The organism is Blautia sp. AM23-13AC, from assembly GCF_003435675.1.
GTDB classification, from domain to species: Bacteria; Bacillota; Clostridia; order Lachnospirales; family Lachnospiraceae; genus Fusicatenibacter; species Fusicatenibacter saccharivorans.
The window spans coordinates 201,979-224,753 of sequence record NZ_QTUL01000003.1; the positions used below are offsets into that span (position 1 = coordinate 201,979).

General features: G+C 39.1%; 22 protein-coding genes and 3 pseudogenes. 2 read left to right on the forward strand and 23 right to left on the reverse strand.

The features are described from left to right. Positions 1–104: 104 nt before the first annotated feature. The 8 genes and pseudogenes from DW642_RS05660 to DW642_RS05695 form a co-directional block, all read right to left on the reverse strand. The gene (locus DW642_RS05660) at positions 105–3,878 is read right to left on the reverse strand and encodes an HD domain-containing protein (protein ID WP_117509554.1); all 3,774 of its coding nucleotides are present in this window, start codon (positions 3,876–3,878) and stop codon (positions 105–107) included. Positions 3,879–3,959: 81 nt separating this feature from the next. Beyond that, a complete protein-coding gene (locus DW642_RS05665; RefSeq protein WP_022461287.1) occupies positions 3,960–4,352 on the reverse strand; it encodes a helix-turn-helix domain-containing protein in 393 nt (130 codons plus the stop codon). Positions 4,353–4,405: 53 nt separating this feature from the next. Then, positions 4,406–4,777 carry a hypothetical protein gene (locus DW642_RS05670; RefSeq protein WP_242991130.1) on the reverse strand — a complete coding sequence of 124 codons (372 nt, stop codon included), beginning with the start codon at positions 4,775–4,777 and terminating at the stop codon, positions 4,406–4,408. A 374-nt stretch (positions 4,778–5,151) separates the two neighbouring features. Further along, positions 5,152–5,304, reverse strand: a pseudogene (locus DW642_RS05675) (MerR family transcriptional regulator); the annotation flags it as partial. Positions 5,305–5,413: 109 nt separating this feature from the next. Then, a pseudogene (locus DW642_RS05680) lies at positions 5,414–5,719 on the reverse strand (ATP-binding protein); the annotation flags it as partial. After that, the gene (locus DW642_RS05685; protein ID WP_242991131.1) at positions 5,676–6,266 is read right to left on the reverse strand and encodes an IS3 family transposase; all 591 of its coding nucleotides are present in this window, start codon (positions 6,264–6,266) and stop codon (positions 5,676–5,678) included. The pseudogene DW642_RS05680 and the gene DW642_RS05685, both read right to left, overlap by 44 nt. A 59-nt stretch (positions 6,267–6,325) precedes the next feature. Beyond that, a pseudogene (locus DW642_RS05690) lies at positions 6,326–6,739 on the reverse strand (reverse transcriptase domain-containing protein); the annotation flags it as partial. Between the two features lie 533 nt (positions 6,740–7,272). Further along, positions 7,273–8,670 (reverse strand): ATP-binding protein, encoded by a 1,398-nt coding sequence (locus DW642_RS05695; RefSeq protein ID WP_112483362.1) that lies wholly within the window; start codon positions 8,668–8,670, stop codon positions 7,273–7,275. 256 nt (positions 8,671–8,926) lie between these two features. Here DW642_RS05695 and tnpA point away from each other — a divergent pair, with 256 nt between their 5' ends. Together tnpA and DW642_RS16760 are read left to right on the forward strand one after the other, a co-directional pair. Beyond that, a complete protein-coding gene (gene tnpA, locus DW642_RS05700; protein ID WP_242991132.1) occupies positions 8,927–9,337 on the forward strand; it encodes an IS66 family insertion sequence element accessory protein TnpA in 411 nt (136 codons plus the stop codon). A 50-nt stretch (positions 9,338–9,387) separates the two neighbouring features. Further along, positions 9,388–9,444 (forward strand): hypothetical protein, encoded by a 57-nt coding sequence (locus DW642_RS16760; RefSeq protein ID WP_442857742.1) that lies wholly within the window; start codon positions 9,388–9,390, stop codon positions 9,442–9,444. Between the two features lie 102 nt (positions 9,445–9,546). On the opposite strand, the gene gloA2 is transcribed toward DW642_RS16760, so the two are convergent. The 15 genes from gloA2 to DW642_RS05775 all read right to left on the reverse strand — a co-directional run bounded on the left by gloA2 (position 9,547) and on the right by DW642_RS05775 (position 22,653). Beyond that, positions 9,547–9,930, reverse strand: coding sequence for an SMU1112c/YaeR family gloxylase I-like metalloprotein (gloA2, locus tag DW642_RS05710; protein ID WP_117509557.1), 384 nt, complete (start codon positions 9,928–9,930; stop codon positions 9,547–9,549). A 120-nt stretch (positions 9,931–10,050) separates the two neighbouring features. Next, a complete protein-coding gene (locus DW642_RS05715) occupies positions 10,051–10,380 on the reverse strand; it encodes a hypothetical protein (RefSeq protein ID WP_117509558.1) in 330 nt (109 codons plus the stop codon). Positions 10,381–10,420: 40 nt separating this feature from the next. After that, positions 10,421–11,323, reverse strand: coding sequence for a sugar phosphate nucleotidyltransferase (locus tag DW642_RS05720; RefSeq protein WP_117509559.1), 903 nt, complete (start codon positions 11,321–11,323; stop codon positions 10,421–10,423). Positions 11,324–11,339: 16 nt separating this feature from the next. Continuing rightward, positions 11,340–12,110, reverse strand: coding sequence for a glycosyltransferase family 4 protein (locus tag DW642_RS05725; RefSeq protein WP_117509560.1), 771 nt, complete (start codon positions 12,108–12,110; stop codon positions 11,340–11,342). Between the two features lie 140 nt (positions 12,111–12,250). Further along, positions 12,251–12,436, reverse strand: coding sequence for a hypothetical protein (locus tag DW642_RS05730; protein ID WP_117509561.1), 186 nt, complete (start codon positions 12,434–12,436; stop codon positions 12,251–12,253). A 64-nt stretch (positions 12,437–12,500) separates the two neighbouring features. Next, positions 12,501–12,983 carry a hypothetical protein gene (locus DW642_RS16205; protein WP_242991134.1) on the reverse strand — a complete coding sequence of 161 codons (483 nt, stop codon included), beginning with the start codon at positions 12,981–12,983 and terminating at the stop codon, positions 12,501–12,503. Positions 12,984–13,035: 52 nt separating this feature from the next. Then, positions 13,036–13,488, reverse strand: coding sequence for an acyltransferase family protein (locus DW642_RS16210; RefSeq protein WP_242991135.1), 453 nt, complete (start codon positions 13,486–13,488; stop codon positions 13,036–13,038). A 6-nt stretch (positions 13,489–13,494) separates the two neighbouring features. Next, positions 13,495–15,021, reverse strand: a complete 1,527-nt coding sequence (locus DW642_RS05740; RefSeq protein ID WP_117509562.1) for a lipopolysaccharide biosynthesis protein — start codon at positions 15,019–15,021, stop codon at positions 13,495–13,497. A gap of 32 nt (positions 15,022–15,053) precedes the next feature. Then, positions 15,054–15,959 carry a glycosyltransferase gene (locus tag DW642_RS05745; RefSeq protein WP_117509563.1) on the reverse strand — a complete coding sequence of 302 codons (906 nt, stop codon included), beginning with the start codon at positions 15,957–15,959 and terminating at the stop codon, positions 15,054–15,056. Between the two features lie 35 nt (positions 15,960–15,994). Further along, positions 15,995–16,807: a glycosyltransferase family 32 protein gene (locus tag DW642_RS05750; protein ID WP_117509564.1), complete on the reverse strand. Its 813-nt coding sequence runs from the start codon at positions 16,805–16,807 to the stop codon at positions 15,995–15,997. Between the two features lie 88 nt (positions 16,808–16,895). Further along, positions 16,896–18,050: an O-antigen ligase family protein gene (locus tag DW642_RS05755; RefSeq protein ID WP_117509565.1), complete on the reverse strand. Its 1,155-nt coding sequence runs from the start codon at positions 18,048–18,050 to the stop codon at positions 16,896–16,898. Positions 18,051–18,065: 15 nt separating this feature from the next. Further along, positions 18,066–19,274: a glycosyltransferase family 4 protein gene (locus DW642_RS05760; protein ID WP_117509566.1), complete on the reverse strand. Its 1,209-nt coding sequence runs from the start codon at positions 19,272–19,274 to the stop codon at positions 18,066–18,068. 18 nt (positions 19,275–19,292) lie between these two features. Then, on the reverse strand, positions 19,293–20,363 hold the full coding sequence (locus tag DW642_RS05765; RefSeq protein WP_158554983.1) for a glycosyltransferase family 4 protein: 1,071 nt from the start codon (positions 20,361–20,363) through the stop codon (positions 19,293–19,295). Between the two features lie 43 nt (positions 20,364–20,406). Then, a complete protein-coding gene (locus tag DW642_RS05770) occupies positions 20,407–21,522 on the reverse strand; it encodes a glycosyltransferase family 4 protein (RefSeq protein WP_117509568.1) in 1,116 nt (371 codons plus the stop codon). Between the two features lie 15 nt (positions 21,523–21,537). Then, a complete protein-coding gene (locus DW642_RS05775) occupies positions 21,538–22,653 on the reverse strand; it encodes a glycosyltransferase family 4 protein (RefSeq protein ID WP_117509569.1) in 1,116 nt (371 codons plus the stop codon). Between the last annotated feature and the right edge of the window lie 122 nt (positions 22,654–22,775).

Consider the following 22,775-nt stretch of genomic DNA (forward strand, 5'->3'; position numbering starts at 1 on the left):
TTACAGAAAAGTTTCATACTCTCGTAAATGATGCTAATGATGGCATAATATCAACTCCGCGAATCAAAATGGCAGGGATTCGTATACTGTTATTTTTCGTTTTTTCATCCAAACGTGCATCTTCCATCTGCCCAACAATAAATCAAGTCTTTCAAAAACTCCCTGTACTGTGTCTCAATTTTCTCTTCTTTCACATCATCTCCCGTCTTTTTTCTGTACACTGCGATGTAATGAATCACTGCCTTTCCACCCTCTGAATTAATAATACGATCTATAATTTCCTGACTCTTTTCATCAATTGGACATCCAATGAATTGATCCATAAACGCTTTGATTCCTGCCCCATAATCCCATAATGGTATCTCCGGATACTTCGCCAGCATTCCAATCTGTGCATGATATTGTTCTTCTGCATTTTCAATTCCAAGCATCGGATATTCTTCCATTCCAATCATAGCCACATATCCCTTCGGATCATGGCTCCGCTCTACTTCTTTCCAGAATTCTTTAAATATTCTCTTTTTCGTCTGTGAATCTATCTGTACTCCGTGTGTGTTACTGTTATGAATGCTGAATTCCATCCTTCTTTCGTCCATACTTACAAGAGACATTCTGTGGAAAACCGGAAACAGTTCACTTATATATGTCGTAAATGGTCTCCTTAAAACAATCGTCTCTTTATTCAGCATATCTTTTGCAACTTCAGATAATGGTCTGATTCGATAAAACAGTTTCCAGTTAAGATAGGACTCTGTGCAGAATTTACGCCATACTTTTTTCTCTTTTTCTCCAATCGGGCAGTTTTCCCCTGGTATGTCTAATACAATTTCAGGAATCCCTGAAAATCTCAGGAATATTTCCAACGGTTTTACATTTGAAAAACAGTGCTCTGCTCTCCATTCCACAAACACTTTATCCAAAGCCGAATTCGGCAGGCAATATTTCCATCTAATAAAATCCGGAACTCTGTTCCTGAATTCCGGTCGCCATCGAATCAACCCGCTTATGGCACTCTCCTCTACGCACTGATACATATCTTTTGTAAATTTCCATTGCGAGCAGAACGGAAATGCTTTTTGATAAAATTGAAAGCTTTTCTGCGTAATCAAATTTTTATATTCAAACAACGTATTTTTTTCGTTATCGTCAAAATTCACTTTTTCAAACGCAACATAGGAAAATCCAATTCCTGCAATCTGCAGAAAATGCCACAGCAGAGTTCTCATCTGCTGATCAAAATACGACTGTTGAAAGGATTCCCCGTGCATTCCGTTCCAATCCATTTTCCATCTTTTAATCAACTGATCTGCAAGGCAAAATATATGCTGCACCTCTTCCATCCCAGACTCTGGATCCCACAGTTTTATGCTTTTATCTAACATTTTTACAATTAAAAAATATGGCAGTATCTTTCTGGTAAGCATTTTATGGTTCCACCACTCTGGCACTCCCCAATATTTTTTCTTAAGTTCACAGCCCTCTGTCCATATTTCTTTCAATGATATCTCTTTCTTCTGATAAATTCTATTTGCCATTGCATCAATATCATTTGTGAGATTTCTAATATCATTGTCTTGATAAAATTCATCCAACATGAAAACATATATTCTTTTTGCAAATGCAGTAGCCTCTTCCACAACGCTTTCCAGTTTTCTGCGTGCTGCCAGAGATAATTTCATTCTTGCTGCGTCCACCCAATCATTTCCTGCACCATCCAGCACATCCATCTGATTCAGATATAAGCTGTCACTGCATTTGCCAGATTCCATCCTTTCTGTAAGACGAATCCCCTTATAGCAAACGTTATTTCCTTCCATGCTCTCCATTCCAAAACTTAATGCACAATCCTTCTCCCGATCCCACACCATTATCGACCGGTAGTCATCTGTAAACGCAAAATGATATCGTTCTGACTCGACAGACTGATCAATCAATTGATTTTCTTTTTCTGTTCTGCTCAGTTCATTGTACCAGGTCGACTGCGAAAAAGCTGGTATTCCATAATCCTGATCCGCATAGATGGAAACCATAGGTGTTACGCACCACGTTTCCATTATCTTTTTAATTTCCTTTTGTATTCCATCATTTACATTTTCGAGAAACAATTTTCCACCATTACTTCCGGTTACCCATTCTTTCAGTTCTTCCGTTAACAGAAACGAAAAACTAAATTCTGATCCCCTTTGCAGAGTCTGATTCGTTTTCTTGCAAAATGCATAACCACCTTTTTTCCCTGAATATAATGTCATCTCATTTGCCTTGTTCTCACTATCGGACTTAGTTCGTATCGTCAGGGAATCTGTTACTGAAAATACCGTATGCAGTCCAATTCCAAATGCCCCTGTCGGTCTCAGCCATTCCGGCATTCTTTTGATTTCATCCTGGTATTCTTTTCGTTCCGGCCAGCTTCGTCCTGTTGTCAGAATATTACGTTTAAACTCATCCATGCTGATGCCAATCCCTTTATCCCGAATCGAAAAATAAACTTTTCCCGTTTCACGACTATAGTCTGTGTGAATCATAATCGCATGTTCCTCAAAAATATTGGGATATGCTCTTTCTACATCAAACGGCGATGTTTTTTCATTAAATTGAAAGCCATACGCAGACAACGTCCTGTATAACTGCATCTTTGTTGCGTCCAGTGCATTCTGTATCAGTTCTCTCACAAAAATCAATTTATTATTCTGGTAAATGCTGATATCTTCAATCAGTTTAAATGCCTTTTCAGATGAGAAAAGAAACTTCAGATTTTTATGTGTAGATTCAGATTCCTCTCCGTCAATCAAAATCTTATACTTCAGTTCAGGAACAGAAATAAACTTTTTCTCTGGAAATAATTCCATTGAATGCATCTTTCCTGCAGTAACCTCCTGCTCCAGCCAGGATTTCCAGTTAATATGCTCTTTCACCGTATTCTGAAATATATTTTTCAGCGCAGAATCCCGTTCTGCTTTCTCCATATGTTTCAGCCAGTTCTCTTCACATTCCCTCTGAATCATATCATAACAGACATTGGCAACAACTACTATCCCATCCGAAGATATATGTAAAGTCTCTACACTCTTATGTTTGAAATAATGTGCAAGATTTTCTTCTCCGAGATTGCCGAATACTTTGATTCCAACACCATTAAAACGATTATTATCCATATCACATAAATCGCCCATACGGATCAGATATGCAACCATTCTCGGATGGAATTCTTCAACACCGAATGAATCTGCCAATGGCATTTCTTTTAAAATATCCTCAAACGACCAGTTGTGCGCCATGGATATCCGATAGATGTTATGAATAATTCTGTCTGGCAGGAATGAATCATCTATCGACAGTAATGAACCAAATTCACTTGTTCTGGCATCTGTCACATGCTTGATTCTCTGGCCATGTCTTGGGCGGAAATACTCCATCAGAATCACAGCAACAGAACGGCGTACTTCAAGAACCGAACATCCTTCTCCTTTTTCTGCCTTATCAATCTTCCGCGCAGCTCTTCCTACTTCATCTTCTCTCTTTCTGGCAGAAGTGAGAAAATCCTGAAATCCCTCCGTTTCCCATAATTGTTTCACTTCTTCGTCCGAATACAGCATTCCTGTATCATGCATATAAGCACACATTAAGATTAAAAACGTATCAATGCCCGACATTTTCTTAATCGTCTTTTGTCCAAGAATCTTTTCGATCGCTGAAATAATATTCATGGAATGAACGGCATCGTGCGTACTATAAGTGGGAAACGATGTAACGACAGAGCCGATATATCTTATAACTTTCTGCTTCTGAATATTGAATACACTTTCCAGATTTTTTACAGTTTCATCATATTCTGCTATCTTGTGCAGATGCGTTTCTAAGGTGATTCGTCTGGTTTTCATTTGTATTTTGCCCCTTTACTATCAAATATGTTTTCTCGTATAACTAAAAGATTTTCCCATATAATTTTTGCATATATTCACCTATACCGGCTTCGCCACCCGTTTCACATCGGTATCATATTCTTGATTTGTCACATCTGATCTTGTATATCTTTCCTCTTCTGTTCCATCACACAATTTTACTTCAATGTGCATTCCTAACGCCGAAGCGTATTTTTGCAGCACGACCAGTGTTGGAACCCTTTTTCTGCTCTCCAGCCGCGCCAGATTCGGTGCAAGAATTCCCGTCATATCCGCTAAGTCCTGCTGTGTCAGCCCCTGCCTGCGTCTCTCCTCTATAAGTTCTTCTATCACTTTGGACGATTTCTGCAAAGTGATCGTTTGAATCGCTTCCGCATATGCTTCCAACCGCTTCGCACGAGCTTCTTTTTCTCTTTGGTAATCCTTCTTATTCATTTCAATATCGTAATCCATATATTTTTCCTCTCGCATATATTATATAGATCATATCATAAATGATAGGATTTTTAAAGTCTCCTAAAAAATTTTATATTTTCTTCAAGCATATCTTCTCTTCCCTTCTTCTGTTTTTTATTGCCTCGATCATTTTTCTTTTCCTTCACTTCTTTCGGCACATCGATCAGTCCGAAGCGATAGAACATCCCATAGATGTAAGTCACACCCCGGATGTCACTCAGAGCCTTTGGTCGTTCAACTACTTCTCCTACCTTTTTGATATTCCCCAGTGCCAGCAGCACAGAACTCCACGCCAGGCTTTTGCTCTTCCCTCGGCGGTCGATCCACAATTCCTTTGTATATTCGCCGCTTCTGCCCTTTCGTATTTCATAGGTAAAGGGTAAGCCGGAATAGGTTTTAAATTGCACACCACAATAAAGCAAGACCGTCTCCCACAGGTGCTCCTCTGTCGGCTCTGATCTCAGTTTTCTTATCGCTCTGTATCTCCGCTGCCGCTCTGCTCCAACACTGATTTTCTCTTTATCTGCTGTACTCGGGAAGTACACGCCTTTCTGATATGGCAGGTATGAGGTGACGGAGGCTTTGGAAAGTTGAAGAGTATTTGCGGTTGAGAGGATGGCTTCTTTATAACTCTGTGTTTCTCGATACTTCTCAAAGGTATCCTGTACCTTCTCCGCCACTTCCGATTCATACACACCGGCCGTGATAAGCAGCTTTCTTCCTTTTAAAAAGTGCAAATTCATTGTAAGAAAATCATAAGAGGGTCTGACCCCAATACTCTCCACTCTGTATGAATTCCTTTAAATTGAAGGTACTGATCATAAGTGTAATGGCGTCTGTCTGTTGGAGTACGGTTGGCTTTTAAAATTCCTTCCCGGTCCCATCGCTGCAACGTTTTGACCGAACCCCCTAATAATTCAGCAAAATCTTTTGGTTTATAATTTCTGATATTTGACGTGTTCATCGTACACTGCAAATTACGCTTAAACGGAACGCCAGTTCCGCTACTGCGGAACGGCTATTCCATTTTTAACGGTACGAAGTACCGCTAGATTACATCATTCTGTTTCACGCATATTTATACCGTTCATCTCCAGACGATACGTATGGTGCTTATCCGTGATTCGTATAAGACACGCATCGGCGTAGGTGTTATCGGCAAACATATCGAACCATGTGCTGACTGGAAATTGTGAGATGACTACAGTTGATTTTCTTCCATCTCTGGTGTCAAGGACTTCAAAGAGAGCCCGGCATTTATCAAGGTCGAGATCCATAAGACCGAAATCATCGATCACAAGCAGATCCAGCTTGGTCAGTTTATTCAGGTAATCCAGATTTGTGGATTTGATGCGTGCCTGTTGCAACATATTGGCTGCCACGATCCGAATGGATAATGAATGGTTGATCGATATTTCGGCGAGCTTTGGCTTTGTTTATAGTATCAATCACGCAAGATACTTCCAGTGTTTCTGAAAGCGTCCAGGCTATAATTTTTCTGGAAAATAAATCCATAACACTGGTCAGATAGACAAATCCATCTATTGTCCAGATGTAGGTAATATCCGAACACCAGACTGCATTCGGACGATCAGGATTAAATTGCTCATCAAGGATATTTTGTAATTCAGTGCTAAAATCGGAATCTTTTGTGGTGATCGTCCATGGTTTGCTCCACTGAGCACGAATTCCCATTTGGCGCATATATGTACCAACGGTTCTTTCCGAAATGACTTCACCAGTTTTTCGAAGTTCTACAGTGATTTTCGGAGCACCGTAGTTCTGCTTGGAATTATCATAAATATCCTGTATTTTTGCTTTTACAGCTTTACGACGTTTTTCTGTATCAGAAGGTACGTGGTGGAGCCATGCAAGATATCCTGAGCGAGAGACACCTAAAAATTTCAACATTCCGGAAACGGAAACCCGGCATCCAGCCTTTTTGGCAGCTTCCGTCTTCTCAGACACTTCAAGATAAATGGCTTACCATCATTCATCATATCAAGTGCTGTTAGGATTGCTTGCTGTGCACATCTATTCGGTCTGAATCCGTAGCTATGGTCATGGAACTGTTCCTCATAGATTGGTGTTAAGACCTGTGCAATGGCTTGTTGTATGAATCTGTCTGTTACTGTTGGTACTCCCAGGTTTCTGACACCACCGTCTGGCTTTGGTATCTCCACTCTTCGTACTGGTTGAGGTTTATATTTTCTTGTCCTCAACTGTTCCTTGATAATTTCGCCGTCCTTTACAAGATGTTCTTTAAGTTCTGTGTACTTCATTCCGTCCACTCCCTCGGCACCTTTATTTCGTACGACTTGCAGATATGCTCTGTTGAGATTATCGCTGGATAGTATCTGCTTCATTAGACTACTTGTGTCCATGCGTTCTTTCCTTTCCGTCTCGCTTGATTTGACCACCCTTTTCCCGATTGGTTACGGCAGATGTTGTCATTTCTGCAATACGAGACATACTCAAACTTATTGATTGTTCGCCCCTTCGCTCCATCTCCATTACAGAGACTTCTTCGCTACTATGGGCTCGGCTGACTTCTCACAGTTCGTTGTTACTAGGCTAATGAAACCTCTGTGAGACCTCCACGCTTAAGGTGCACGCTCTTTCCTCTCATATATCCGCCACATTTACTCGGTTCCTACAAACGGCAACTTTACGGCTTTGTCTTATTTAGCAGACTTACCAAGCGGAACCTAGCCTCATATGTGATTTCTGTCCGTCAGACCAAGAGTTTGCTTACAGCTTCCTTCAGATTCTACCTTACGATAGACACCCTTGCTGTTCAGCTATACACTTCCTTGTCGCCTAGGCGTGTTCGGGACTTTCACCCGTTAGAGCGCGCCCATGGCGCGCAAACTAAAAATACCCTGCCAGCTTTCACCAGCAGGGTTGATTAGAATTTTTACTTGTAAAGGTCTTCCAGCGTTATCAGCCGAACTTCACCTCGCTCTTGTGCCTGAAGAAGTCCATCTGTGAATCCGCCTTTCGAGAAGATATAGTAGTGATAGTTGTTGCCCTTTCCAAAAACTGAGGCATAATCCCGAATCAAATCGAGTTCATCCACACCGATTTTCTCATTCCGGTATTTGCATGAACCGATGATATAGTCTTTGCCCTCAACAGGAGTTCCGACGATATCAATCTGTATCTGCTTTTTCTTCTTCGGGTCTGTCCCCCACCACTGGCCGATTTCACTCAGCTCAATAGGAAGGCTATCCGAATAATAGAGCAGGTAATCCTGACACATCTTCTCATAAATTAGACCCATGTAATCAGGAAGATACTGCTTTACAGCGTGTGGATAGGTCTTTGCAATTCTGCCAGAGTCAATGGCACTCATATTGATTGGCACAAACCGATACCAGAAACGGAAGAAGTTATCAGCCAGCAGATAGATGGTTTTCTTACCCGGTTTTTCTGTAATCGGTGTTTCTTTCTTCGCAATGCCAAGGTCGATCAGCGTTTTCAGGTACTTCGATACGACCGAGTTTTCCTCGCCGACCTTCATCTTGATATCGTTCATTCGGGAAGCACCTTCTGCAATCGCTTTAATGATTGCATTATAAATGGCCGGCTCCCGGAGTTCCTGCTTCAGTAAGTTCCCCGGTTCCTCATACAGATAGCTGGAGCGGTCAAAGAAATTATCCAACAGAGCTTCATCCACACTATCTCGCACATCCAACTTATTGATATAGTGGGGAACTCCTCCCGTGATCCCATAAATCAGGGAATTGTCTTCTGCAGACAGATTTGGGTGGAACACAGCGGTTTCTTTATAGTCTAGCGGCTCAATCTTAAACTGGCCAGTACGTCTGCCATACAACGGACTTTCCTTTCCAAGCACCTGACTCTCCATGAAGCTCATAGAGGAGCCGCAAAGAATCAGGTACATCTTGGACTCTGTCCATTTGTGGTCGATGATGTGCTGCAGCATCGCTGAAATAGCTGGTTTTGCTTTTGCAAGATAAGGATACTCATCAATGACAAAGACAATCCTCTTTTCCTTTGAAAGTGCTGTCAACTCATCCAAAGCTGCATCATAGGACCTGAACTCCGGTGCAGACTCCATATCCGGCCGCTCAAAACTCATAATCGACTTTGAGAGAGCTTCCAGATTTTCCTTTCCTGTCGTGTTCAATGCAGAAAAGAAAATGGTAGGCTTATCTTTGCAGAACTCGTTGATCAGTGCCGTTTTACCAACACGCCGTCTGCCGTAGATGACAATGCACTCAAACTTATCACCTGCATACCGTTTATTCAGTTTCCGCAGCTCATCCTCACGGCAATAGAATTGACTCATCTACTCACCTCCAATAATTATACTCGTGAGTTAGTAACTCGTAAGTTACTTCTTTACGAGTATAATAAATCAGATAGTCTGCAAAGTCAAGTAAAATAAGTCGAACCTTTAGAATCGATCGAAGTCCGACTGACTTGCCAGCTCTTTGTACGGTAAGCGCCAAGTATTCCTGCGGATTTTCAAATCCTTAGATTTCCCCTATAATTGCAGCTGATAGATACTTAGATTATTTCACTACAATTATGGAGGATAGGTTATGGCAGGTATTCGCAAGACCCGCGTTCCGATGGTGGAACAGATCAGACTTATCAATGAATGCCGTCAGAGCGGCATGACAGATGCTGACTGGTGTCGTGAAAACGACATTGCAGTAAGCACCTTTTACAACTGGGTCAGCCGTTGTCGGAAAACAGCAGCGGATCAGATCCCAGCGGCGAATTATGGTCATCTTGAGGTTCCACGCCCGAAACAGGACGTGGTTCCCATTGACATTGTTCCGGATCACATTCCGGAACAGCATACCGCATCGCAGATGCTAAATTCGAACCTTGACAATTCACATACGATTGAAGTTTCTATGAAGGATATCACAGTCCGCATCAGCAATGATGCGGATCCTGTTCTGCTCACCAGGACTTTTCGCATGCTTCAGGAGTTTTCATGTTAGGCGATGTTTCCGGACTTGAGAAGATCTACATTGTCTGTGGCTACACGGATATGAGGAAATCTATTGACGGACTCTGCACCGTTATCGAAGACCAGTCTTCCTCATAAAGCGCCACTGCACTTTCCATCTGTTCTTTCAGGTTCTTCCCGGCATCGTACTCCGGCTTCAGCTTCTTCCGACCACCGCCTGGTTTTCTTGTTTTCTTCATTTTACTCATGCAGCTCCAACGGCAGTCCATCTGGGTCGTGAAAGAATGTCATCTTCTTTCCGGTATAATCATCCACACGGATCGGCTCACATTCAATCCCTACCTCTGCCAGTTCATTCATCGTCTGCTCTACACTGTCTACGCAGAACGCAAGATGACGCAGACCACATGCCTCCGGGCGGTTCACACGCTTCGGAGGATTTTCCTCAGCGAAAATCTCCAGCTCTGTGTGTTCGTTAACACGAAGATCCAGTTTCCAGTCCTTACGCTCCGAGCGGTAGTTTTCTCTTATGACAGAGAATCCCAGCTTGTTCACATAGAAATCCTTTGCAGCTTCGTAGTCGGATACGATGATTGCGATGTGATGTATTTTTGATAAGTTCATTGTTCTCACGCTCCTTTTTATTTCCGTTATAAGCTATATAACTACCTTCAAAATATACCGTGTGAACTCCTGGAGTTCAGTTTGTCCACACGGCATTTATTTTTTTCTTGGGTTCCTTGTTTATTTCAGCTTTTCCAGAATCTCCTCTGCGCTCACACCGCTGGCTAATAATCTCTTAACCACACTCTCGGCTTCAGCCTTCTTTGCTTCTTCAGCGGCCTTAGCATCTGCCTTTGCCTTCTTCGCTTCCAGGGATGCCACTTCTTTTTCAGCTTTCTTCAGAGCAGTCTTCTTTTCTTTCAGGTCAGCTTTCAAAGTATCAATGTTTGCAGTGATGGATGCAATCTCGGCTACGAGTGCTTCCTTCGCGGACTGCTTTTCTGCAATCTGTGTTGCAAAATCTGCAGTCACAGTTTTGGGCTTATTCTTGCTACCTTTAGTTCTAGGCATAGGACACAAACCTCTTTCCTGTTATGATGGTTCAAGTATATCACAAGTCTGCAAATAAATCAGCCTTATACACACCGTTCTCCAGCATCTTTTTAAAGCTATCCTTTACTGCTGCGACATCCTCATGGTAGGTCATTCCATACCAGGTGTCGTTAGTCTTCAGAACCTTTACAGACATCTTGCCCTGCTCCAGTAATTCTCCAATGAAGATAGGGATCAGATACTCGGCTTTCTGAGGATTACCCGAAACTTCTTTCTCAAAGAACTCTTTGAAGCCTTCCTCCAGTACATCCAGAAACTCCGGAGTCAATCCCCACATGTTCATGGATACCAGAGAATTCACATCAACAACCACACCGTCTGTCTCTGCTCCATCTGCAGTCTTTACGATGTTCTTGGTTTCCACAACCTCAGTCAAGTTTCCATTCTCATCCATCTTGCAGATACCACGAGTCACACCGCCATTATCAGACAGGGTGTTCTTCAGCACAAAGCCCGCCATACAGGATTTGCCGCCATTCACCAGATACTCATGGACAGCCTTGAAGCCTTCCTTGCCATAGTAATCATCTGCATTGATGACGATGAACGGAGTTTTAATTACGGCCTTCGCTGCAAGCACGGCCTGTCCGGTTCCCCACGGCTTAGTACGACCTTCCGGCAGAACTCCCGGAATATCGTTGATATCCTGAAAAGCGTAGTCTACTGTTACGTTATGAGAAGAGCAAATGGAGGCAATGCGATTGCCGATAACCTCTTTGAACTCCTTCTCGATATCCTTACGGATAATAAATACCACATGGTTGAAACCAGCTTCAATCGCATCATGGATTGAGTAGTCCATGATGATATGGTTAGCATCATCAACTGGTTCCAACTGTTTAATTCCTGTTCCGAAGCGGCTGCCGATTCCGGCCGCCATGATAAGTAATGTTGTTTTCATTTTTGTATGTCTCTTCCTACTCTGTAAGTTCTTCTAACAACTGAATCCAATTTGCAACAATTTTATCTTTTGAAAACTGGTACATATTTCTCTGAGAATCTTCTGTAAAATGTGCTCTCAGCTTATCGTCTTTCATAAGTACTTTTAGACTTTCAGCAAACATACTTATATCAAAAGGTGGTACTATATAACCATTCACGCCATTCTGCACAATTTCATTTGGTCCATTTTTAATATCAAAACTAACTATAGGAAGACCAAAGGCTTTTGCTTCGAGCAAAACGAGCGCAAATCCTTCAAATCGACTACTCATCACATAGATAGATGCGTTTTTGTAACACTCCTCAATATGCTCTGTGAAAGGCAACCATTTTACTCTTTTCAGTCCCAAATTATTTTCTTTATCGCGTAATTGCTGTTCAAGAGAGCCGCTTCCCACTACCTGAAGCTTCCATTCATTAAAATCTTTATCATTTTCTATAAGCTTCCATATATCAAGCAAATAGTCGAATCCCTTTTGTTCTTCAAGTCTACCAACCGCTAAAACAGTTTTGCACTCAACATCAAATCGAGGCTTTTTCAAATCAAAACAAGGAAAATTATAAATCTGTTTCAGACGTTCTTTTTGTTTTACATCAGCTTTCCATACATCATAATCAGCTTTCGATAGAACTACAACAGCGTCGCTTATTTTTGCCGCAACTTTTCTTCCCCACCATCGTGGGGAATGTTTATCGCCAAAATTATAGTTGAAATGCTCCCACGAAATCAGTTTTGTTTTTGTCATCTTCAACAAAGGCACAAACAGAACAAAGCATAAAGACTTATAGGTATCTACTACAACAATTACGTCGTACCCCCCCCCATAATTTCATGTCCTAAGTATTTGAATGTTTTCATACGTCTACTTACAGCATTTTCAATTTTTTACAAATTAAACGTTTTGACATTCACATTAGAATCTATCTCATATTTGCTTCTATTTTTACTTGCATTTATTGATAGAATAGAAACGTCAAATCCCCTGCCAGCAAGCAAATCAGATAAAACTGCTGTGCGTCTCTCAGTCCCTCCATCTTTTGTGATATCATCAATAAAAAAAGCTACTTTCATTATTTTATTCCTCTCAACCTTTTTCCGCATCGTTCAGCAACATCTTAGTTCACAAGGAAATTTTTCACAAATTCGGTAATCCAAAGAGTTTCCTCATAACTCTATTACTGTGGAACAAAATGGTTGATACTATTGGTAAACCTGCTCCAATCAATACAAAAATCCAACGACCATAGGCCAATTCAGTTTTCCAGTGATTCAGTGGGATGTGCATAAACATGATTGGAATAGTTGCTTGCCCACAAAGTACAAAAAAACGATTCCAGCTATCTAGCCATTTATTTTTTTGCATCCAATAAACCAACCTTGCGAGCACCATTCCAAATGCACACGGAATCAATAATGCCGATATAAATTCTTTGTAGTACACTGGTTTCATATCAAAATAATAAAGTTGATTTTCATTTCTATAAATGAACCAACAGAATAGAGATAAAGCTACCGCTATCAACCCTGACAATAAATCGAATCTCCTTGAATCACATTCCAGTAGTTCTTTAATTTTATCCTTATAAAAGAACCCAATTCCAACATAGACAAGTGCCATCAAAGCAACATCCAGATTCCACGGAATACCAGGAAACTTCAGAAAATGAACCCTATCCAGAAGGTGCGATTCGAGAATCGCTATACCCCCCCACTAAAATTAAACCTTTCACTATTCTGTCGGAAAATTTTCTCAAAAGAACAGTGAGCATAAAAATGGTGAAGATAAAACAGGTTATATACCAGTAAACACCTGTTACTGCTCGACCACCCCAAATAGCATACATCCAATCGTGTACAGAAAGTGTCTTTCGTACAAGCAGCATATCAAGCACTAAATATGTCATATATGGAATCATCAGATGCTTAATCTTTCCGCGTACATACCCAACCTTTACCAGCGTTTCTCGTTTCATAAGAAAGCCAGAAATTACAAAGAAAAGAGGCATATGGAACATAAAGATAATATCATGAACCATGTCAACTTGTGCATGCGCAATAACCACTAATATAATTAAAATTCCTTTTGCGATATCAACTGATTGCAATCTGTTACCTTTTTCCATTTGTCTTTACCTTTTAATTTTTGCCTTGACAATTTCCAAAAAATACTTAAACTCATCCGTCCTTGCAAACACTACAATATAGAACAAGTTAATGCAGACACATGTAACCGCAACTTTGAGGATAAAGCCAATCCACCCATTCAAAGCAATTACGTAGTTGCATACCCAGAACATTGTGCCTGCACTTATTGCTGTTAACAGAATATATTCTCCAAACAGCAGGAAATATTTTCTCAGACTAACCCCAAACTTCTTAAAGAGCAAATATGGCTCGTACCAAAAATTCGTTGTAATATTACTTACAAATGTACCAAGCAGGACTCCATATATGCCCATCTTCATCGGCCCAACAAAAAGTAGTGATACCGTCAAATTAATAATAGCTTCTGCAATGCACTTCGGCTTCAGCTGCTTAAACATGCCGTATGTATCATTGAATGTCAAAAATGTATTTCTGATGAGTCGCATGTACAAGTTCAAGCAAACAATGAACACAACCTTCTCTTCCAGCAGATACGATTCTCCCACCCAAAGAGTAATAAAAGGATTCACAAGGGCAAATAGTCCTGCACAGGAAAAAGATACCAACCAGAAATTAACAAACCATATTTTTCTGAAAGTCTTGTATACCCTATCGCTGGATTCAAGTGCCACAAGATTTCCAACGCTTCCTGTCAATGCCTCAAAAATCCTTGAGAGAATTGTACGAAGCATTGTCGTAAACAGAGTATAATTTGAATACAAGCCTAGGACAATCGTACTGACAAACTTTGAAATCAGAAGATTATCCGTTGACGTAACAACTGCAGAACTAATCTTGCTGACAAACATCGCTTTAACATTATTGTAGATTACTTGCTTGTCCTCTTTACACAGCTGTTCATCTTTATACTGCTTTAAGTACGAATAGTGTCGATTAACGTAAACGGAAATAATAATATTATTCGCGAGCGTACACGCAATTTGAATCAAAAGATAAATAATAAAATTATGTGTCGTCAGTAAGAATACAATTTGAAGCAGATTCTGCAATGTAGTCGTACATATATATGTCAACGAAGCAATGTAGCTTTTTTGATCTGTAATCAGAATACTCTTCTTATAAACAAAGAAATAACTCGCTGTTGTATTTAATAGATAAAGAATATAAATCAGCGGTATTTCCGGCATATCCGGAATATCCGAAATCAGATATTTCAAGAACGGCGTCAATGAAAGGCCAACAACCGTGATAATAACGCCAATCGTATTATAAACTTTCTTATAGAGATTAAGTAAAGCTGTCACTTGTTTGTGGTCACCTTTAGCTGTTGGCTTGTACATGGAATATAGAATCGCAGTACCGACACCAAGCTCTGCCAAAGATAGAAGCGTTAAAATATCGCTAAAAAGACCGCTAAATCCTAAATAAGTTTTTCCCAGCGAATAAATAAATACTGTCCTGCAAAAAAAAGACATAACAGTATATATTCCCTGCTCAACAAGTGCAACTATTGTATTCCTTATTGATTTTTTTGTTCTTGAATTATCCATTAAACCTTTTCCCCGTTGATTATCCTTTTGTCTTAGCAACCGAAATCATTTGCTGTTAAATGAAAATACTGAATCATTCTTTCCATATATTCATCATTAACGCATTTATGCACGTTACTTGAATTCAAAGATTGTTCTTGTGTGCCTTGAATATCTGCTCTCATATGCGACACTTTACTATCACACAAAACAACCTTTGTTCCTTTTTTTATTTGCATAACTTTCAGCCACAAATCATCTGCATTGGGAGACAACTTCAAAAACAATTCTTGATTCAAAAGTTCTTCGCTCATGCAATATGGTGGATACAGAACACCACCAACTCCGGTAGCCATAAGTGCTAGCGATGGCTTATTACGATGTTCATCCGCCCAATGCCAATTATTATAGCTTCTAATCGTCTTATGGTTACTAAATAATATTCTATGCGCTCGTGTCGCTACGACGCAACCCGGGAATCTCTGATGTGCTTTATATAAACTTTCGATCAACTCTGCTGGATACATCACATCATCATCCACCGTTACAACAATATCATCGGGATGTTCTTTTATAGCGTAATAATACTTTTTATGTGGCTTTATCCGCCCATGACGCCATTCTATTTGTAGACCGTATTTTTCTAATTTTCTTAAGGAATCCGGTAGTTCCTCAACAACAACATCATCATCTAGATATAATATAATTGCATCCGGCGGCATTGTTTGAACAAGCAGGCTTCTGATAACGAGATGAAGTTTTTCAAATCTCGCAGGAAAACTAGTTAATGATACTATGATTTTCTGTTCACGCTGTACAGTATTTACTCTATACTGTGATTCTAATTTTAAAAGCTCATTTTCGATCTGTAATGATTTTTCTCCTTTTATACAATAGTCTCTATATCTACGGAACCGGTTTTCCATCTTTTGTGATATGATGTCTAGCATCGCTTTCATTATAATTAAGATCTCCTTTTATGGCATTTACGCATCTATCTTCTAACCAAATAATTTTGGAATGGTAGATTTTTCTTTTTCATCCTTATGTATTTATCTTTCACCCACCTTAGAAAATAGATATTTTTTAAATAGTTTCGAAGTGTACTTTCCTCATGTTTTTCATTCACGTTTTCAAAATAACGCCAACTTCCAAAGCAATGATGTATTGAGTAATTATTCTTAAAGCACATTGAATAGCCCTCAAAATATTCTTTTGGATAAATTTGAATTTCTCCATTGTCACCGCATCGGCATTTTTTCCCAGTCAATGCAAATCCTTTAACATTTTTCAGAAAATAAGCCGTAAACATATCGTTATTGTTAACCATAAACATTTCCGGCATAAATTCAAACTTGATTTTAAAATCTCGGGTTTCAGAGTTATATTGATACTCTGCTGTTTCATACTGCTTTAGTAATGCACCAATCACTTGATTTCCAGGTTCAGCTCCTATAACTGCTGTTCCCAATGAAGCATCAAAAATATAGCCCAAAAGCATTGCTGTCTCTTCCGTCAGAAGATCATCAAACTTTTTAATTATTTCAACATCTGTGTCGAGATACACCCCCCCTTCTAAATATAAAGCATAAAGTCTTAGCCAATCGGCCGCAAACGCATATTTTTTATTTTCAAGTGCAGCAAGCACAACTTTAGGCATGTTTAACTGTTGGAGACTGTGGTCATCCCATTTCTTAATATTCCAACCACTATCTTGAAGAATGCACCATGATTGCATACATTTTTTTACGTGCTCATTTGGCTCATTTTCACCCAACCAAATGTAATGTATCGTTTTAGGTATCATTATTTTTCCTTTCAAAATTCTTATGTAAAATATATTTTATATCAAAGTTACACCGGAATCCTTAACGATGTTCAATTTTGTATTATTTCTACGTTCTACTATTTTTCTGTTCAAGACAATTGAGAACCATGCAGAACAAAAGCAACGTACTCAATGAATACACCTCAACAATGGAACCTATTAAATATAAAAACAGACTAAATATAACAACAAGTGGTATTTTTTTTGCATTCTTTAATACATTCCATAATATATATATTAAGCAACTCAATCCAATGATTCCATTATGAGCACATATATTAAGATACAAACAATGGGCATGTGTCATATACACACTCCATCCCATGTCAAAAACAAGAACCGGACCAGCGCCAAACAAAGGATTATCTTTTATATAATTTAATGCTACTATCCATATGCCAGTTCTGCCATTAAAGGTTACATCTTTTCCAAACCATTCTGAGAACTCTTGCAAAACATTTGACCTGGTTGTAAAAAAAACAACAAAAACAAATCCAATGGCAACAAGTAAAAACAGGCGTTTTCCACCAATAAAGAAATTTAATAGTTTTTGATTATGCACTATAATATTAATCACATAAATTCCCCAAAGAATAATCATAACCACCACTGCTGTGGAAGAATCACATAAAAAAGCCTGTACACTACATATTGCTAATTTCAAATATGTAATAAAGGTTATTTTCTTGTTTCGTTCATATGAATCGAGTATTATGCATCCTCCGCCAATCAAAATCCATGGCAATATATTATTCTTTCCGCCTAAAAACCAAACTATCTGGCCGATACGTCCAGATGCAATGCCGTTCGACCATATGAGCATAACCAATGTATTAATAAGCAAATACAGCCATAAAATTTTTGATAAATAATACAGCGCTTTTTCTTTGTTTTTATTGAATAGCAAATATATTACCAACACAATACCAAGATCACTCGCAATATCCCATTTTATTGTGTTAATAGAATACCCATTTAAATAACTTGATATTATTGCCACGATATAATAGCATAAAACTGCATTTACTATAGTGTTTCTGGCTCTATAATTCACAAAATAGTAAAATGCCATTATACATACCATTACTAGCTGCGCTAGGTGCCATAAATCACATATAATGAACAAATCCGATCTATTTAGAAGAAATGGCGGTAATAAGAAAAGGATAAAAATCCAATATATTGGCAACTTCATAGTTGGCTTCTTTATTGTAAATGACATCTAATCCTCCTCTCTTTAGTCCTTATACACCGTTTCAAATTCAATTATCTGATGTTCTATCGTATATTTTTCCAACTGATTAACGCCATTCTCCGCCTGCTGGACAATTCTCTTCTTATCATTGATGTAATACGTCATTCGATCCTTGAATTGTTCAAGATTCCTTGCTTCAACAACAAAACCCGTTTTTCCATCCTCGACTAATTCTGGTAATGCTCCCATATTGCTACAAATCACAGGCATTGCATTTTTATAGGCATCAAGCACAACGCGCCCAAAAGGTTCTTCCCACAATGAAGGGCAAAGCAAAACATCCGCACTTTGAAGAAGCTGTGAAACCTGCTGTTCATTCAAGAAACCAACAAATTCAATTCTATTATCCTTTTTTGTTTCTTCCATGACGTAGTTCTGCAAATCACCTTTTCCTGCGATATACAACTTACACGTTTTATTTTCTATAGACTCAAACGAATCTATCATCCAGCGGATACCTTTTTGTTCGCTCAATGTTCCAAGATATACAAATGAAACACTTTGCCGTTTGTCAACCTCGGCCACTCGAACCGATAAGATTTTTTTTACCGCATCAATATCAAAATCTGTTGCGTTTGCGATAACTTTCTTTTCACTATTTTTGAAAAAGCCGTCATTTACCAATACATTTAGCGTCAATGCTGAGGGAGCCGTTACACAATCAACGTATTTCGAATGCACTCGGTTCAAATTTCTATGCAGCTGGCACCCATATCCCGGATGTACACATTTTTCACCATTTGTCTTTTTGCACGACATCGCAACAAGAGGGCACATTAGGTAGTAATCACGGATCGTATGAACCAAGCGAATTTTTTTCTGTTTAGCAATTTTCCACACAACGGGCGTAATGCCATATAAATTGTTCGTATTAATTACATCTGGCGCAAACCGATCAATTTCTTGGGACAAACGCTTCGAGTTTCCAATATTCCATATTTCCAAAAGATGTCCTAAAAGTCTTCGCCACCGCGGCACATCATGAATATTCTTTTCCTTATGTGCACAAGATGGCTTGAAACGAACAACCTCGATGCCGTCAATTATTTCTTCGGTGTTAAAATCTCCAAGGCATAGAACACGAACTGTATGTCCTTTGCTCTGCAGCCCTTCTGCAAGTTTTTTCACACTGTATTCTGCTCCACCACGAATATCTGGTGCATAGAAAGAATTTATAATCAGTATTCTCAAAGCGAATTCCTCCCTTACTCAACTGCCAATCAATTTGAGCATTTCCTTTGCTGATTTCTTCCATGAATGCTTTTCCAAAATGTACTTGGCATCTCCGACCGGCTCTTTCATAAGCAGGTTCAAATCTACATCGCTATTATTAGGGTCAATATAAATCGCTGAATCCTCATATATTTCTGGCAAACAGCTTGCCTTTGCTACAATTACTTTTTTACCCATGCTTAAAGCTTCAATCGGCGGAATTCCAAACCCTTCATAAAACGACGGCTGTATCAGGGCCTCACAATTAAGCATTAATGCTTTCATTTCTCCGTCAGACACAAAGCCGGTAAATATAACATTATCTACTTTTTTCCGATTCAATTCCTCAGACTCATTTGAAAAGGAATCATTCCCCGTCAAAATAAAATTGTATTCAGGATTCTTTTTCGCAGCATTCAAAATCCATGTCAGGTTTTTGTGTTTATATTTTGAACCCAGTGCAAAGAAATACGGTTTCTTATCATCAATTTTACATTTTTCAAACACTCGCTCATCTGAGGTAATGTCCTTCATGTGTTCCCAACCGTTACCAATTACAGTTATTCTGTTAGGTGCAACATTATAATATTTAACAATTTCCCTCTTAGACTCATTACTGACCGTTATTATTTGAACCTTCTCTTGCCGTGTAACCTTCTTTACTTTCCACATATATAGTGCTCGATGAAGTTCGTGCCCTTTATAGTTTTCCGGAAAGCTTTCATATATGCAATCATGGATAGCAATATATTTTATCCCATGCACCGGAATGCTCAGCGTTAAATCAACGCCAACCCCTTTAGTTTCTTTTACATAATGCGGAAAAACCACTTGTTCCCAAAAGATTTTATTTACTTTTCCAGTACATTGGCCTTTCTTCACTATCGTGATATTGTTAAAGCCTAAATCACACTCAACAGCATCAGCTGGAACGAGTAACTCCACATAATACTTATCCTTAGAGCCCTCAAGCAATTTATCCAACTCTTTTATTATGTTATAAGCATATCTACTAACTCCAACAACATTTGTTCCTACCCAGCATCCGTTAAAAACAATTCTCTTCATCGATAATTTCTCCTTAAACATGTAATTAAGGAGAGATTTGTTTTTAACCTTGCTCTAACACTGCTTGTGTTTCATGGGCACACTTTTTCCAACTAAATTGTGCTGCCCAGCTTTCTCCATCCACCGTTAATTTCTTTCTTTCGGCATCTGACAGATTAAAGCACTGCACCATTCTATCTGCCAATTGCGACACCTCATCTGTTTTTTGTACATAAAAGGCAGCTTTTCCGCCAACTTCTTTTAGAGAGGAATTGTCCGCAGTAATAACTATGCCACCACAAGACATTGCTTCTACTACCGGAATTCCAAATCCCTCATAATTAGATGGGAATACAAATGCACATGCATTGTGCATCAGGTATTTCTTTTCTTCTTCTGAAATATATCCCGGCAGATGAATTCGATCTTTGTATTTATTTTGCTCTATCGCTCCGATAATAGGCTGTGTTCTCCAACTCAATTTTCCTGCTAAAACAAGCGATGTAGTTTTATCCAACCTGTCACAAGCTATTTCAAACGCCTTTAAAATCGTAACAATGTTTTTTCTCGGCTCAATATTACCAGTATACGCAAAGAATGGTCCGGCTTCTATTTCAAATCTCTTCTTAATTTTTTTACATTCTTCATTAGAGGGAGTTATATACTTGCCGTACCCCCCCCCATTTAGAATTGCCGTAATTCTATTTGCGTCAATTGATAATAACGAAACAATATCTTTTTTCGTAGCTTCTGAAACTGCAATTATCTTGTCTGCCCGCTTACAAGAAAGACGGCAGAAAATATTTTGCATAATGGCATTTTTCCTGCTTCCCCATTTCGGATTAATTAGTAATGCCAAATCATGCACAGTTAAAACTTTTTTTACACCATGCGCAAAAAGGGGCAGCATATGTTCTGTCCCCCAAAATTCATCTATTTTGTCCGCTTTTAATGCTTTATCTAAACCAAAGCATATGGTGAACGTTCCAATTTTTCCATGAACTACATGTTTCTCAAACCCAGCCAGCACTGGATCTTGATTTCTGATTGGCTCGTTCGTATAGAGAATATATGTAGTATTTTCATTTCTTTCAAGATTTCGTAGTATCTCCAGCAGATAGATACCAATTCCAGAAGGGGACTCTGAAATCAAAGGTCTTGCATCTATGCCAATTCGCATTTAATCACCCCCACATCACCTAAACAACGTGTCTCTTAACTTCAATGCTTCATTTTTCCAATTAAATAGTTGTGCTTGTTCTACCCCAGCCTTTTTCGTCAGCTCCATCTTTTCCTTTGGAAGATTCATGACGGTTACAATCTGTTTCTTCAAATCTTTTAGATTACGATTTTCAAAATAATAAGCCGCATTACCCAAAACCTCTGGTAATGAAGCTGCATCTGAGGAGATCACCGGAATTCCCATAGACATTGCTTCAATTGGAGGCACTCCGAATCCCTCATATACCGATGGGAATACGAAGACCTGTGCATTCCTATACACATATGGCAATAAGTTATCATCCACAAAGCCCGTGAAATGAATCCGGTCAACAATTTCTTTATCCAAGTTGGAAAACAAATCATCCATTAGCCAACCTTTTCTCCCGGCTAGAACTAGATTGGTATCAATTTTCTTTTCTTTAGTCAACTCACTAAATGCCTCTACCAAAAGTCTCATATTCTTTCTCGGCTCTAATGTTGAGAGGCAAAGAATATACTTTTCAGGAAGTCCATAAGCTCCTTTTGCTTTCATGTCTTGTTCTTTATCGTAGCAGAAATCAGCAAAACAGTCCGACAAACCGTCATAAATAACTGCAATCTCGTCAGGCTCTTTTTTCAAAATCTTTGAAATCCGATTTTTAGAGAACTGTGACACCGTAACGACATTCTTATGCCCAAACGCAGCTTTTCTATACATGATCTTAAAATAGAGCGTCATGTATTTTCTATTCTTGCTTGGACAATCCCAGCATCCCACGTCATGAATTGCACTTATTGCATTCCGGTTAAAGAAGAAAAATGGTGCCGGAAACGCCGGGAAAAAGTAATAATTGGCTTTTATAGCTGCAAGTTTTAATGGTAACTGCAACTGATTAAAAACCAGTTTGTTCTTTCCCCTCACAATAATTTTTTTTACATTATGCTGCTCCGCAGCAAATTCTTTATGCACCTCATTTTTGAAAACGAGTATAAATTCAATATCACTTCTGCTTTGATCTGTAATCAGTTCCTTCGTAATACTAAGCGCGAATCGCTCAATTCCAGAAAAGTTATCTGCAAGAGAAGTCAAATCTATTAATACTTTCATCTCTGCCCTTTCTTAGCTGATTTTAAATCCCATTTTGCAAAACAAGATAAGCATTAACTCTGTAAGAGTTATCCAGTTTATTTTTAATAGCAAAACCGGAATTGCCTTAATGCTTTTTGTTT